The sequence below is a fragment of the Verticiella alkaliphila genome (assembly GCF_018904615.1).
GTDB classification, from domain to species: Bacteria; Pseudomonadota; Gammaproteobacteria; order Burkholderiales; family Burkholderiaceae_B; genus Verticiella; species Verticiella alkaliphila.
In genome coordinates this window covers 21,003-33,328 of sequence record NZ_JADCNH010000045.1, presented here as the reverse complement: position 1 = coordinate 33,328, position 12,326 = coordinate 21,003, and the positions used below count along the sequence as shown (strand labels likewise).

The 12,326-nt window shown below is 66.6% G+C and carries 12 protein-coding genes and 2 tRNA genes; 4 read left to right on the top strand and 10 right to left on the bottom strand.

What is annotated here, in order from left to right; translation table 11 throughout:
- The 9 genes from rluB to IMZ29_RS19625 all read right to left on the bottom strand — a co-directional run.
- Nucleotides 1-1,340, bottom strand: a 1,340-nt coding sequence (rluB, locus tag IMZ29_RS19665; RefSeq protein ID WP_216187298.1) for a 23S rRNA pseudouridine(2605) synthase RluB, incomplete at its 3' end; no start/stop codon positions are given.
- Nucleotides 1,330-2,340 carry an SMC-Scp complex subunit ScpB gene (gene scpB, locus IMZ29_RS19660; RefSeq protein WP_216187296.1) on the bottom strand — a complete coding sequence of 337 codons (1,011 nt, stop codon included), beginning with the start codon at nucleotides 2,338-2,340 and terminating at the stop codon, nucleotides 1,330-1,332. The genes rluB and scpB, both read right to left, overlap by 11 nt.
- Before the next feature lie 293 nt (nucleotides 2,341-2,633).
- Nucleotides 2,634-2,798: a hypothetical protein gene (locus IMZ29_RS19655; RefSeq protein ID WP_216187293.1), complete on the bottom strand. Its 165-nt coding sequence runs from the start codon at nucleotides 2,796-2,798 to the stop codon at nucleotides 2,634-2,636.
- Nucleotides 2,799-3,015: 217 nt separating this feature from the next.
- Nucleotides 3,016-3,540, bottom strand: coding sequence for an ABZJ_00895 family protein (locus IMZ29_RS19650; protein ID WP_253207292.1), 525 nt, complete (start codon nucleotides 3,538-3,540; stop codon nucleotides 3,016-3,018).
- Between the two features lie 174 nt (nucleotides 3,541-3,714).
- Nucleotides 3,715-3,791: transfer RNA gene (locus IMZ29_RS19645), tRNA-Met, on the bottom strand.
- A gap of 153 nt (nucleotides 3,792-3,944) precedes the next feature.
- A tRNA-Met gene (locus IMZ29_RS19640) sits at nucleotides 3,945-4,021 on the bottom strand.
- Between the two features lie 53 nt (nucleotides 4,022-4,074).
- The gene (locus IMZ29_RS19635; protein ID WP_216187289.1) at nucleotides 4,075-4,884 is read right to left on the bottom strand and encodes an N-acetylmuramoyl-L-alanine amidase; all 810 of its coding nucleotides are present in this window, start codon (nucleotides 4,882-4,884) and stop codon (nucleotides 4,075-4,077) included.
- Nucleotides 4,881-6,281: a sensor histidine kinase gene (locus IMZ29_RS19630; RefSeq protein ID WP_371820366.1), complete on the bottom strand. Its 1,401-nt coding sequence runs from the start codon at nucleotides 6,279-6,281 to the stop codon at nucleotides 4,881-4,883. The genes IMZ29_RS19635 and IMZ29_RS19630 overlap by 4 nt, the downstream gene beginning before the upstream one ends.
- 116 nt (nucleotides 6,282-6,397) lie before the next feature.
- Nucleotides 6,398-7,087: a response regulator transcription factor gene (locus IMZ29_RS19625; protein WP_216187308.1), complete on the bottom strand. Its 690-nt coding sequence runs from the start codon at nucleotides 7,085-7,087 to the stop codon at nucleotides 6,398-6,400.
- Nucleotides 7,088-7,309: 222 nt separating this feature from the next.
- On the opposite strand from IMZ29_RS19625, the gene recA reads away from it, so the two are divergent.
- Complete coding sequence (recA, locus tag IMZ29_RS19620; RefSeq protein ID WP_216187285.1) at nucleotides 7,310-8,377, top strand: recombinase RecA; 1,068 nt, start codon at nucleotides 7,310-7,312, stop codon at nucleotides 8,375-8,377.
- The gene (gene recX, locus IMZ29_RS19615) at nucleotides 8,367-8,822 is read left to right on the top strand and encodes a recombination regulator RecX (RefSeq protein ID WP_216187283.1); all 456 of its coding nucleotides are present in this window, start codon (nucleotides 8,367-8,369) and stop codon (nucleotides 8,820-8,822) included. Before recA ends, recX begins: the two co-directional genes overlap by 11 nt.
- Before the next feature lie 161 nt (nucleotides 8,823-8,983).
- Here recX and IMZ29_RS19610 read toward each other — a convergent pair whose 3' ends face one another.
- The gene (locus IMZ29_RS19610) at nucleotides 8,984-10,612 is read right to left on the bottom strand and encodes an electron transfer flavoprotein-ubiquinone oxidoreductase (RefSeq protein ID WP_216187306.1); all 1,629 of its coding nucleotides are present in this window, start codon (nucleotides 10,610-10,612) and stop codon (nucleotides 8,984-8,986) included.
- A 329-nt stretch (nucleotides 10,613-10,941) separates the two neighbouring features.
- Between IMZ29_RS19610 and IMZ29_RS19605 the strand changes: the two genes are divergently transcribed.
- Both IMZ29_RS19605 and IMZ29_RS19600 read left to right on the top strand, forming a co-directional pair.
- Nucleotides 10,942-11,640 (top strand): CoA transferase subunit A, encoded by a 699-nt coding sequence (locus tag IMZ29_RS19605; protein WP_216187281.1) that lies wholly within the window; start codon nucleotides 10,942-10,944, stop codon nucleotides 11,638-11,640.
- A gap of 9 nt (nucleotides 11,641-11,649) precedes the next feature.
- Nucleotides 11,650-12,309, top strand: a complete 660-nt coding sequence (locus IMZ29_RS19600; protein WP_216187279.1) for a CoA transferase subunit B — start codon at nucleotides 11,650-11,652, stop codon at nucleotides 12,307-12,309.
- Nucleotides 12,310-12,326 lie beyond the last annotated feature (17 nt).

The following is a 12,326-nucleotide window of genomic DNA, read 5'->3' as shown; positions in this document are numbered from 1 at the left end:
CGCCGGAGCGGCGTTGCCGGGCTTGCCCCGGCCGCCACCGCCGCAGGCCTGCCGCCGCCGCCGTGCGGATGGCCGTTGGCGAAACCGCCATTCACGCTGAGCACCGCCGTGCTGGGCATGGGCAGGCCGCCCGTCCCGAACGGATCCGACGGCGTGCTGGCGCCCTGGCGACGCCCGCCCTGGACATTGCCGCGACGGCCGACGCGCGCACCGTTCGTACCGTTCTGCTCCATCGTGCCGAATCCCGGGGGCAGGGCGCTGTCGTGCGAGAGCGGCTGGCTGTGACGACGCTTGCCCTGGCCGCCTTCCTCGGTCTCGCGAATGAGGCCGAGTTGCAGCATCAATGCGGTCACCAGCGGCGCTTCCAGCTCCTCCCAGCGTCCGCGACGCAAGGTGCGCGGCAGGCCGATGTCGCCGAAACGCACGCGGATCAGGCGGCTCACCATCACGCCCGCCGCCTCAAACATGCGCCGCACTTCGCGGTTACGGCCCTCGGAGAGCGTCACGCGATACCAGCGGTTGCTGCCTTCGCCGCCGATGAATTGCAGCGCGTTGAAGGAGGCCGGGCCATCCTCGAGCTGGATGCCCTCGGTGAGCGAGCGCTTCTGCTCGGGCGTGAGTTCGGCCATCACGCGCACGGCGTACTCGCGCTCCATGCCGTAGCGCGGATGCATGAGCCGGTTGGCCAGATCGCCGGAGGTGGTGAAGATCAGGAGGCCTTCGGTGTTCAGGTCCAGACGACCGATGGAGAGCCACTTGCCGTTCTTGATCTTGGGAAGCCGGCTGAACACCGTGGCGCGGCCTGCCGGATCATCGTGCGTGACGATCTCGCCGGCGGGCTTGTGATACAGGATGACGCGCGGCGCACGTGCGCGCTGCTTGCGTTCGACGAGCTTGCCGTTGACGCGGACCTGATCCGTCGGGCTCACGCGCTGGCCGATGTGGGCCGGCTCGCCATTGACGGACACGCGGCCTGCCACGATGAGCTCTTCCATCTCGCGGCGTGAGCCGATACCGGCATCGGCCAGCACCTTGTGCAGCTTGGGTGCCACGACGTCGCTGGCGAGCTGCTTGGCCAGGCGCTGCTTGATCTGGCTGCCGGCATCGATGAGGGCGAGGGCTTCGTCCGCATCCTTGTCGCTACCCCGGTCGACCGGCGGTGCGTCGGCAGCAGCGGCCGATTCCGTACCCGTTTCGACGGCGGGCGCCGATTCGGCGTTGGGACGGCGGCGGCGGAACGGCGTGCGCAGGTTGCCCCGTCGGCCACGACCCGCGGGCGCCGCAGTGGCGCCGGAATCGGCAGGGGCGTCAGGGGTCGGGGCGCTGGTGTTATCGGTCATGGTCGGAGTCAGGCTGAATATGTTCTTGGGAGTCGGGGCCGCCGGGCGTTGCGTCCGGGGACGCGGGGCGGGCTTCGGTCACGTCGGTGGTGTCACCGTCGAAGCCGGGGAGGGCGGCCTGCTGGTCCGGTGTCTCGGCCAGCGTGTCGGAAGGCTCGACGGGAGCCTCGGGTGAAATCTCGTCGCTCGCGGCCGGATCGGCCGCCCCCGGCGCATCCGAAGGTTCGTCGGCGTTGCCGTCCTCGGACGTGTACGGGGTAAGTTCAAAGGGCTCGGCATCCATCGTTGCCGGGTCCTGCAGTCGCTCTTCGTGCTCGGCGGGGGCCGGGTCGTCCGACGGCGCCGCGGCGATTGGCTCACCAGGCTCGTCGGGTGCCGCAGCATCGTCTGCCGAGGCCTCGTCAAGGCCTGGCAGGCGGGCCTCGGCCGTGTCCTCGCCCGTTGCCTGGCCCAATTCCGCCGCCAGGGCTGCCAACGTGGCAGCAGTTTCGGGCGCATCCAGCGGCGGCAGCTCGTCCAGTGCGGCCAGGCCCAGATCATCCAGAAACTGACGGGTGGTGCCCAGCAACGCCGGCCGGCCTGGCGCCTCCCGGTGGCCGATGACTTCGATCCAGCCTCGGTCTTCCAGGGCGCGAACCACGTTGGTCGAGACCGTGACACCGCGGATATCCTCGATATCGCCTCGGGTGACGGGCTGGCGGTACGCAATGATGGCGAGCGTCTCCAGGGCCGCGCGGGAATACTTGGGCGGGCGCTCTGGCGTCAGCCGCTCGAGATACCGCTGCATGCCCGGGCGGCTCTGGAATCGCCAGCCTGTCGCGAGACGCGCGAGCTCGAGGCCGCGCTCGCGCCAATCCTCGCGCAATTCATCGAGAAGACTGCGCACGGTCTGGCCATCGAGCTCGTCGTCGAAAAGTCGACGCATGTCGACCAGACCCAACGGCTGCGGGGCGCATAGCAGTGCCGTCTCCAGGACGAGCTTTGCCTCGCTGGTGTTCATATTGGCAGCGTGTATCCAGGCGGGCGATGCCCGCAAGATGCCTTAGTGTCGTTGTACGTGCAGGCCGATCCGAACGGGAGCCTGAGGTCTCGGGCTGTCGGATGCCTGGAGATGCGATGAACCGTGTTGCGACGCTAGTGCGCCTGGCGGCGCGGCGAACACGAAATTCGGTAGCGTGCTGTCTTGCCTGGACGATGGCCCGGGCGGCAGCGATGGTCAGGATCGTAGCACAGCCCGTGATGGCGCTGCAAAAACTTTGCGGACCCGGGCGGGTCCGCGTGCTGGCAGGCGCGTCAAGCGCGGCGCTTGGCGATGGCAGCAGCGCGGCGCGCTTTGACAGTCGGCCAGGGGTCGTTGCGCGAGAGCATCTGTGCGACGTGATCGCCCAGTAGCGCAATCCCGAGCGCAACGACGGAGAGGAAAAGAATGACGAGGGCGGTTTCGACGGCGATGATCACGGTAAGGCTCCTGTCGCGCAAGGACGGATTCAGTTGCCATACCCTTACGCAACATGCGTGCCAAATCGTAATTCGCTGTGCTTCCCCAGGGGAGTGCCCGGAAAACCCCTGTGAAATGGCCCGTCCTTGTCATCTCGCAACGCGCGGCATGTAAATTTTGCACGTCGCTGTAACGCTTCTCTACGCGGGCCAGCAAAAGCGCCGCGGGCCCTGTTGCTCACTCGCTGCCGGCCTCCCGGTCCGTCTGGCGACGAGCCGGCGGCGCCATGCGTGCAGCAAGGGCTTGGCGCTTGACGGCGGCAGAGGCACCGATCGACAGGCCGACTCGCGCCACCAGGAGCCAGACCACAAGATAAACCAGCGTCATGCCGGCCACGAGACCCGGCTCTGCCTGCCAGAGCGTGACGACGACGTGGGCGGCGGCCATAGGCAGGCCTGCAAGGCTGAGGAGGGCCACGAGCGCCATGCAGAGGGCCGCCTGGATGATCGCGAAGGTCAGCGAGAGCCGCCAGGCGCTGCGGCCGGTTGGCGCCCGCCGGCCCACTTTCACATGGGCCTCTGCCGCCATCATGGCCGCGCTGAGCAGCACGAGGGCAAGGATGAGGTCACTGGGCAATGCCTGCCCCGAGGACCACTGCAGGCCCATGTCGATCACGACGTATGCGATGAGCATGCTGACGAGCCAAAGTGCGAAGGAGCGTCGGGCCGCGGATTCGGCAGCCGCCATGTGTGGAGACGTCATCACGAAGCGTTTTCCGGGTGCAGGACACCGGAGTGTATCGGCAGTGGGCGCTCAAAGGTGGCACTGGGGCCGCCCCGCTTGCGTCTCACGCGAACGCGCGTCCTTTTGTCTTCCAGGCGCAATGCCAATGCAAAAGGCCCAATCGCTTGAAGCGATCGGGCCTTTTCCGTGATTTGGTTGCGGGGACAGGATTTGAACCTGTGACCTTCGGGTTATGAGCCCGACGAGCTTCCAGACTGCTCCACCCCGCGTCTGAAGAATTGAACTATACACCGAATTGCGAAAGCCTGCTTGAAAGCGGCTTGTTGCGCGCTGCAGGCTGCGGTGCCACCTGCCAGGACTGCCGAACCGAGCACCATGCAAAACGGCCCGATAGCTGGTGGCAATCGGGCCGTTTCTTGATTTGGTTGCGGGGACAGGATTTGAACCTGTGACCTTCGGGTTATGAGCCCGACGAGCTTCCAGACTGCTCCACCCCGCGTCTGAAGAGATGGATTATAGCGAGGCTTTGCACCCGATGCAAGCGCAGCGTTTTCACTGCACGGCGGCGAGGATGGCCGCCGTCTGCAGGTCTGGCTGGCCAGCGATGTCCTGCGGGCGATAGCGCATCTGGAACGCAGCGATCACGTTGCGCGTTGCCTGATCGAACATGCCGTGCCGGGGCACCGCATAACCGATGCGCGTCAACTCGGTCTGGAACCATGCCACATCCGGCACGCCGTCACGCGCGAAACGCACCTGATGGGCGGCCACTGCAGCGGGGTCGTACCAGCGGACGAGGCCTTGCGCGGCCAGGTCTGCCCAGGGGAAGAGGGGGCCCGGATCCTGCTTGCGCTGAGGGGCGATGTCGCTGTGTGCGACCACGTCCTGCGGGGCGATGCCGTGGCGCTGCGTGATGTCCCGGATGAGCTTGGTGACGGCATCGATCTGCCCGGCCGAGAACGGATACCACTGGCGCGTGCCGTCCGGATTGTCGGTAAAGCCCGGGTTCACGATCTCGATGCCGATGGAGCTCGCGTTGAGGAACGTGCGGCCGCGCCACTGACTTTCTCCGGCGTGCCAGGCGGCGCGGTTCTCATCAACGAGCTGATAGACCTGCGGGGGCGTGTCGTCGGTGACGAGGTAGTGGCTGCTGACCTTCTCCTTGCTGAGCAGGTGCAGGGAGCGGTCGCGATCGGTGGCGGTGTAGTGGATCACCAGGAACTGGGCGCGGCTGCCTTGGCCGGTGGCCTCGATGCTGCGATCGATGCGCAGGCCTTCGGGCCCCGTGGCCGCACAGCCGGCGAGAAGGGTGACGCTGGCGGCGAGGAGGAAGCGGCGCCAGGCAGTGGTAAGGTGGGTCATGGAGAGGACGATTCGGTGGGAGATGATGAGACAGGTTGAGGAGCGGCGGGAAACGCCACGCTGACACGGATGCCGGGCGTGGGTGCGTCGGCGCGGGCCGGGTTCTCCGCCAGCGCGACGCGGGCACCATGGCGCTCGGCAATCTCGCGCACGATGGCCAAGCCAAGCCCGCTGCCTTCCGCGCTGTTGCCCAGCACCCGATAGAACCGATCGAACACGCGCTCGCGCTCAGCAGGCGCGATGCCCGGGCCGGAGTCGTCGATCTCCAGGATGCACTGCTCTCCCAGGCGTCGTGTGCGCACGGTGACCGTGCCGCCCGCAGGTGTGTAGCGCAGCGCGTTGTCCACGAGGTTGGCAATGAGTTCGTCCAGCAACAGGCCGTTGCCGCGGATCGGCAGCACGGTATCGTCGTCCTCGAAACCGAGATCGATGCCGCGGCCAATGGCTTGACCGACGCGCGCCAGCGTCTGCGTGCGGGCGAGCTCAGCGAGGTCGAGTGCGCCCTCGGCCTGCTCTGCCGGCGGGCCGCCCTCGGCGCGCGCCAGGGCGAGAAGCTGGTTGACCAGACGCGTGGCCCGGTCCGAGCCATCCACCAGGTGCTGCAGACAGGCCTGCACGTCGCCCGGTGTGAGTGCGCGCTGGGCGAGTTCGGCCTGGGTGCGCAAGCCAGCGAGCGGCGTCTTCAACTGGTGCGCGGCATCAGCCACGAAACGGCGCTGGGCCTCGACGTTCGCAGCCAGTCGAATGAGCAGATCGTTCATGGCGTTCACGAGCGGCAGGATCTCCTGCGGCACTTCACGCGTCGTGATGGGCGACAGATCATCCAGGCGCCGTTGGCGCAGACGGCTTTGCAGCTCGCCGAGCGGGGCGATGCCCCGCGTGAGCCCGAACCACACCATCAGCATGGCCAGCGGCAGGATGACGAGCTGGGGAAAGACGACCCCGCGCACGATGCGGTTGGCGAGCTGGGCGCGCTTCTCGAGCGTCTCGGCCACCTGCACGAGCACCGGGCCCACGCCCGCGGGGCGCAGATCCACCCAGGTGTAGGCCACGCGCACGGCAAAGCCGCGCACCACGGCGTCGCGATACTGGATCACGCCCGGCAGTGGCCGATCCATGTTGGCGGGCAGGGGAAGGTCGCGATCGCCCGCGAGTGGCGCGTCGGCTGCCGCCTGCACCCGGTAGAAGACGCTGTCCGTCTCGTCGCCGCGCAACACGGCATCCGTGGCGGCCGTGGTCGTGACCACCGCTTCGCCATCGACCACTCGCACCTGTTGGGCGAGCAGCAGCAGCGCCGTGGCCAGGCTGCGGTCGTAGGGGGCATCGGCGCTGTCCTGGGCGCCGAAGAAGGTGAGGGTGATGGCCAGCGGCCAGAGCAGCAGCAACGGCACCAGCATCCAGAGCAGGATGGAGCCAAAGAGCGATCGCTGGCGGCGGCGGGGAACCCCCTCATCGGCATCGAGATCCGGCAGGCCCGGCACGGGAGCCGGGCGCAGGCGGGCCAGGACGCGTTTCATGCGGGGGCGTCACCCGCTCCCGGCTGCGGCGCGAGGCAATAGCCCAGGCCCCGTACCGTCATGATGCGCACGCCGCCCGGCTCGAGCTTCTTGCGCAGGCGGTGCACGTAGACTTCGATGGCGTTCGTGCTGACTTCCTCGCCCCACTCACAGAGGTGATCCACCAGCTGGTTCTTGCTCACCATGCGGCCGTTGCGCGCCAGCAGCACTTCCAGCAGGCTGATCTCGCGCGCGGACAGATCGACCATCTGGCCATCGATGGACACGACGCGGCCGACCTGGTCGAAGGCGAGGCGGCCATGACGCAACACCGCACCGCCGCCGCCCGCGCCGCGGCGGGTGAGGGCGCGCACCCGCGCCTCGAGTTCGGAGAGCGAGAAAGGCTTGGCCATGTAGTCGTCCGCACCCAGGTCCAGGCCCTGCACGCGCTGCTCGATGCTGTCGGCGGCGGTGAGGATGAGCACGGGCAGGCGCGAATCGCGCGCCCGCAGTCGACGCAGGACGTCCTGGCCGCTCAGGTTGGGCAGGCCCAGATCGAGGATCAGCAGATCGAAGGGCTGGGCGGCGAGCGCCGCATCGGCCGCGAGGCCATCGTGCACGGCGTCGACGGCATAGCCACCCTGGCGCAGGGTGCGAGACAGCCCGTCGGCAAGAATGCTGTCGTCTTCGGCGATGAGGATGCGCATGGCGGTCATTGTAGCGATGCGCGGGGCGCTGCGCGTCACGTTCTGGCAGTGCGCAGAACTTGCAATACTGGATCTATGTCCAGTATACTGCGATGCCATAATCGCTTTCATGGCTTGCCACTGCCCGGGTGGCCCGCCCCTGCGGGGCGTACGGCATGCCGTTGTCCCGCCTGGTGCCGTTGCCGGGCGCATCCCCCGATTCTTCAAGGACCTCTTTTCCGCATGGAAGACACCAAGAACGCCAAGGCCCAGTCCGACAAGTCCCGCGCGCTTGCCGCCGCGCTCTCGCAAATCGAGAAGCAGTTCGGCAAGGGCTCGGTGATGCGCTATGGCGATAACGAAGTCCAGCATGACATCCAGGTCGTGTCCACCGGCTCGCTCGGTCTGGACATCGCCCTGGGGGTGGGTGGGTTGCCGCGCGGCCGCGTGGTGGAAATCTACGGGCCGGAATCCTCGGGCAAGACCACGCTCACGCTGCAGACCGTCGCTGAAATGCAGAAGCTCGGCGGCACCTGCGCCTTCATCGATGCCGAGCACGCACTCGACGTCCAGTACGCGCAGCGCCTGGGCATCAACCTGGCCGACCTGCTCATCTCGCAGCCGGACACGGGCGAACAGGCCCTCGAGATCGCCGATGCGCTGGTGCGCTCGGGCTCGGTCGATCTGATCGTCATCGACTCGGTCGCGGCTCTGGTGCCCAAGGCCGAAATCGAAGGCGAAATGGGCGATTCGCTGCCCGGCCTGCAGGCTCGCCTCATGAGCCAGGCGCTGCGCAAGCTCACCGCCACGATCAAGCGCACCAATTGCATGGTGATCTTCATCAACCAGATCCGCATGAAGATCGGGGTGATGTTCGGCAATCCGGAAACCACCACCGGCGGCAACGCGCTCAAGTTCTACGCCTCCGTGCGCCTGGACATCCGCCGCACCGGCTCGATCAAGAAGGGCGATGAGGTCATCGGCAACGAGACCCGCGTCAAGGTCGTGAAGAACAAGGTGGCGCCGCCCTTCAAGCAGGCCGAGTTCGACATCATGTATGGCGCCGGTATTTCGCGCGAAGGCGAGATCATCGATCTGGGCGTGTCCGCGGGTATCGTGGACAAGGCGGGTGCCTGGTACAGCTACAACGGCGAGCGCATCGGTCAGGGCAAGGACAACGTCCGTGAGTTCCTCAAGGAGCGTCAGGAAATGGCCTTCGAGATCGAGAATCGCGTACGTGAATCGCTGGGCGTCACCGCTCGGGCTGCTTCCGTGACGACGCCGCGCGCTGACGAGGCCGATGAAGGCTGAACGCAGCCTGAAGATGCGCGCGGTGGATTTTCTGTCCCGCCGCGAGCATAGCCGTCTCGAGTTGGCCCGCAAGCTGGGACGCTATTCCGAGGATGCTGACGAAATCGCCAGCGTCCTCGAGGATCTGGCCAAGCAGGGATTGCTGTCGGACGAGCGCTTTGCCCAGAGCCTGGTGCATCGCCGTGCTGCCGGGCGTGGCACGTCACGCGTCCTGCAGGAGTTGCGCCAGCACGGGGTGAGCGGGGAGCAGGTGGAGGGCGTGCGCGAAGCGCTGTCTGCCACTGAGTTCGAGCGCGCCCGGGCCGTTTGGGCACGGCGATTTGGTGAGCCGCCTGCGGATATGCAGGCACGGGCCCGTCAGATTCGGTTCCTGTCGGCGCGCGGTTTCTCGCACGGTGTGATCCGCCGCGTGGTGCAGGGGGCGGACGAGCTCGACGACGACTGACGGTGGCTCTGTTTCACCCGCCTTGCCGATGAAAAAAAGCGCGCTCACACATTGTGTGAGCGCGCTTTTCTTTTGTGGCCGTGGGCGTGGTTAACCCCCGCACTCGCAGACGGCGCGAGCGACCGCGGCAAGCCTGCCGACGCAGCGCGTCGGCGAGGCACTTACATGCCGGTGTAGACCGGGCCTTCTCCGCCTTGCGGCGCCACCCAGACGATGTTCTGCGTGGGGTCCTTGATGTCGCAGGTCTTGCAGTGCACGCAGTTCTGGGCGTTGATCTGCAGCTTGTCCTGGCCCGCTTCATCCTTCACGAACTCGTAAACCCCGGCCGGGCAGTAGCGCTGCTCGGGGCCGGCGTACTTGGCGAGGTTGATGTTCACCGGCACGCTCGGGTCCTTGAGCGTCAGGTGAACCGGCTCGTCTTCCTCGTGGTTGGTGTTCGAGATGAACACCGAGCTCAGCTTGTCGAACGAGATCTTGCCATCGGGCTTCGGATACTCGATGCGTGGGCATTCCGACGCGGGCTGCAGACAGGCGTGATCGGGCTTGGTGCGATGCAGCGTCCACGGGAACTTGCCGCGCAGCACCAGCTGCTCGATGCCCGTCATCAGCACGGCGACGGTCTGCCCCTTCTTGAACCACTGCTTGAAGTTGCGCGCCTTGTTGAGCTCTTCATGCAGCCACGAGGATTCGAAGGCCGCCGGGTAGGCCGTGAGCTCGTCCAGACGGCGATCGGCGGCGAGTGCGTCGAACGCGGCTTCGGCGGCCTGCATCCCCGACTTGATCGCGGCATGGCTGCCCTTGATGCGCGAGGCATTGAGGAAGCCGGCCTCACAGCCCACGAGTGCGCCGCCCGGGAACACGAGCTTGGGCAGCGAGAGCAGGCCGCCGGCGGTGATGGCGCGCGCGCCGTAGCCGATGCGCTTGCCACCTTCGAAGGTGGGGCGGATCGCCGGGTGCGTCTTGTAGCGCTGGAATTCCTCGAAGGGCGAGAGCCAGGGATTGGCGTAATCCAGACCCACCACCATGCCCACGGCGACGAGGTTGTTGCCGTAGTGATAGAGGAAGGAGCCGCCGTAGGTGTCCGAATCCAGCGGCCAGCCGGCCGTGTGGATGACCAGACCGGGCTTGTGCTGGGACGGATCGACTTCCCAGAGTTCCTTGATGCCGATGCCGTAGCTCTGCGGATCGCGGCCTTCGGCAAGCTTGAATTTGTCGATCAGCTGGCGGCCCAGCTGGCCACGCGAGCCTTCGGCGAAGATCGTGTAGCGCGCATGCAATTCCATGCCGGGCTGGTAGTGCGCCGTCGGCTGTCCGTCACGGCCCACGCCCATGTCGCCCGTGGCCACGCCGCGCACCGCGCCTTTCTCGTCGTACAGCACTTCCGCGGCTGCAAAGCCGGGGAAGATTTCCACGCCCAGGGCTTCGGCCTGTTCGCCGAGCCACTTCGTGACGTTGCTCAGGCTGACGATGTAGTTGCCTTCGTTATGGAAGTTCGGCGGCAGGGCCCAGTTCGGCGTTGCCTTCGCGCCCGTCTTGGACAGGAAGAGGAACTTGTCCTCGGACACGGCCGTATCCAGCGGGGCGCCCTTTTCCTTCCAGTCCGGGATGAGTTCGGTGAGCGCGCGCGGATCCATCACGGCGCCGGAGAGGATGTGCGCGCCGATCTCGCCGCCCTTTTCGAGCACGCAGACGCTGAAGTCCTGGCCACGCTCGGCTGCGAGTTGCTTCAGACGTATCGCGGTGGCGAGGCCACCAGGGCCGCCGCCCACCACGACTACGTCATATTCCATCGCTTCGCGTTCGGCTTGCGACATGAGGGCTCCTGTGAATTCGGGGAAGGGCCTGCCTAGGCTGGCAGGCGCTGGATCATGCAGAAAACGGTTCGTCGTCCATTGTATTGCAAGGCGTGACCCGCTGGCTCCGGATGTCCGCAGGCCGGGTACGGGTTAACCCGCTGGCTGTCTGAGGGCATGGGCGACGCTTTAGAAGATTGGGTACCTCCGCACGCCGTGTGCCGCCAGCGGATTGCCGCAGTGCGCCATCCCCTGGTCTACAATCGTTTCGTCGATCGGGCGGGCCGGATCGGTCTGCCACGGTTTTTCGAGGAGGGCGTACCTTAATGAACAAAGTGTTTGGCAGTGCGCGCGAGGCCCTGGAGGGTGTCGTCGCCAATGGGCAGACCATCGCCGTGGGCGGCTTCGGGCTGTGCGGCATTCCGGAAGCCCTCATCGCCGCGCTGCGCGATTCGGGCGCGCGTGAGCTCACCTGCATCAGCAACAACGCCGGCGTGGATGACTTCGGCCTGGGCCAGTTGCTGCAGACCCGCCAGATCCGCAAGATGATCGCTTCCTACGTGGGCGAGAACAAGGAGTTCGCGCGCCAGTACCTCGCGGGCGAGCTCGAGCTCGAATTCACGCCACAGGGCACGCTGGCCGAGAAGCTGCGGGCGGGCGGCGCCGGCATCCCGGCCTTCTTCACGCGCACCGGCGTGGGCACCATCGTCGCCGACGGCAAGGAAATCCGCGAGTTCGACGGGCAGCAGTACGTGATGGAGCGCAGCCTGGTGCCGGACGTCTCGCTGGTGCATGCGCACACGGCCGATCGCAGCGGCAATCTGGTGTTCCGCAAGACCGCGCGCAACTTCAATCCGAACGTTGCCATGGCCGGCAAGGTCACCATCGTCGAGGTCGAGAACCTCGTCGACGTCGGCGCGCTCGATCCGGACGAGATCCATCTGCCCGGCATCTACGTGCACCGCATCGTGGTGAACGCGTCCCCCGAAAAGCGCATCGAGCAGCGCACCACGCGACCCGCCTAAGGAGAAGACATGGCTTGGACCCGTGACGAAATGGCCGCCCGTGCCGCGCGCGAGCTGCAGGACGGCTTTTATGTGAATCTGGGCATCGGCATGCCCACCCTCGTGGCCAACCACGTCCCCAAGGGCGTGGAAGTGTGGCTGCAATCCGAGAATGGTCTGCTGGGTATCGGCCCGTTCCCGACGGATGACGAGGTCGATGCGGATCTCATCAATGCCGGCAAGCAGACGGTGACAACGCTGCCGGGCTCGTCGATCTTCTCCTCGGCCGATTCGTTCGCGATGATCCGCGGCGGCAAGATCAACCTGGCCATCCTCGGCGCCATGCAGGTGTCCGAGAAGGGCGATCTCGCCAACTGGATGATCCCGGGCAAGATGGTCAAGGGCATGGGCGGCGCGATGGACCTGGTTGCCGGCGTAGGCCGCGTGGTCGTGCTCATGGAGCATGTGGCCACGAAGAAGGACGGCACGACCGATCTCAAGCTGCTCAAGGAGTGCAACCTGCCGCTGACGGGCGTGGGGGTGGTGAACCTTATCATCACCGATCTCGCCGTGCTCGAGGTGACGGATGCGGGCTTTGCGCTGATCGAGCTCGCCCCTGGCGTGTCGCTCGAAGACGTGCAGGAAAAGACGGGCGCCGATCTGGACGTGTCCCGCCTCGCGGCCGCCTGACGGTCGGTATCTCACGC

Coding starts and splice junctions, on each gene's coding strand:
- scpB (WP_216187296.1), bottom strand. CDS start 2,340: ATGAACACCAGCGAGGCAAAGCTCGTCCTGGAGACGGCACTGCTATGC.
- IMZ29_RS19650 (WP_253207292.1), bottom strand. CDS start 3,540: ATGACGTCTCCACACATGGCGGCTGCCGAATCCGCGGCCCGACGCTCC.
- IMZ29_RS19635 (WP_216187289.1), bottom strand. CDS start 4,884: ATGACCCACCTTACCACTGCCTGGCGCCGCTTCCTCCTCGCCGCCAGC.
- IMZ29_RS19630 (WP_371820366.1), bottom strand. CDS start 6,281: ATGCTGGTGCCGTTGCTGCTGCTCTGGCCGCTGGCCATCACCCTCACC.
- IMZ29_RS19625 (WP_216187308.1), bottom strand. CDS start 7,087: ATGCGCATCCTCATCGCCGAAGACGACAGCATTCTTGCCGACGGGCTG.
- recA (WP_216187285.1), top strand. CDS start 7,310: ATGGAAGACACCAAGAACGCCAAGGCCCAGTCCGACAAGTCCCGCGCG.
- recX (WP_216187283.1), top strand. CDS start 8,367: ATGAAGGCTGAACGCAGCCTGAAGATGCGCGCGGTGGATTTTCTGTCC.
- IMZ29_RS19610 (WP_216187306.1), bottom strand. CDS start 10,612: ATGGAATATGACGTAGTCGTGGTGGGCGGCGGCCCTGGTGGCCTCGCC.
- IMZ29_RS19605 (WP_216187281.1), top strand. CDS start 10,942: ATGAACAAAGTGTTTGGCAGTGCGCGCGAGGCCCTGGAGGGTGTCGTC.
- IMZ29_RS19600 (WP_216187279.1), top strand. CDS start 11,650: ATGGCTTGGACCCGTGACGAAATGGCCGCCCGTGCCGCGCGCGAGCTG.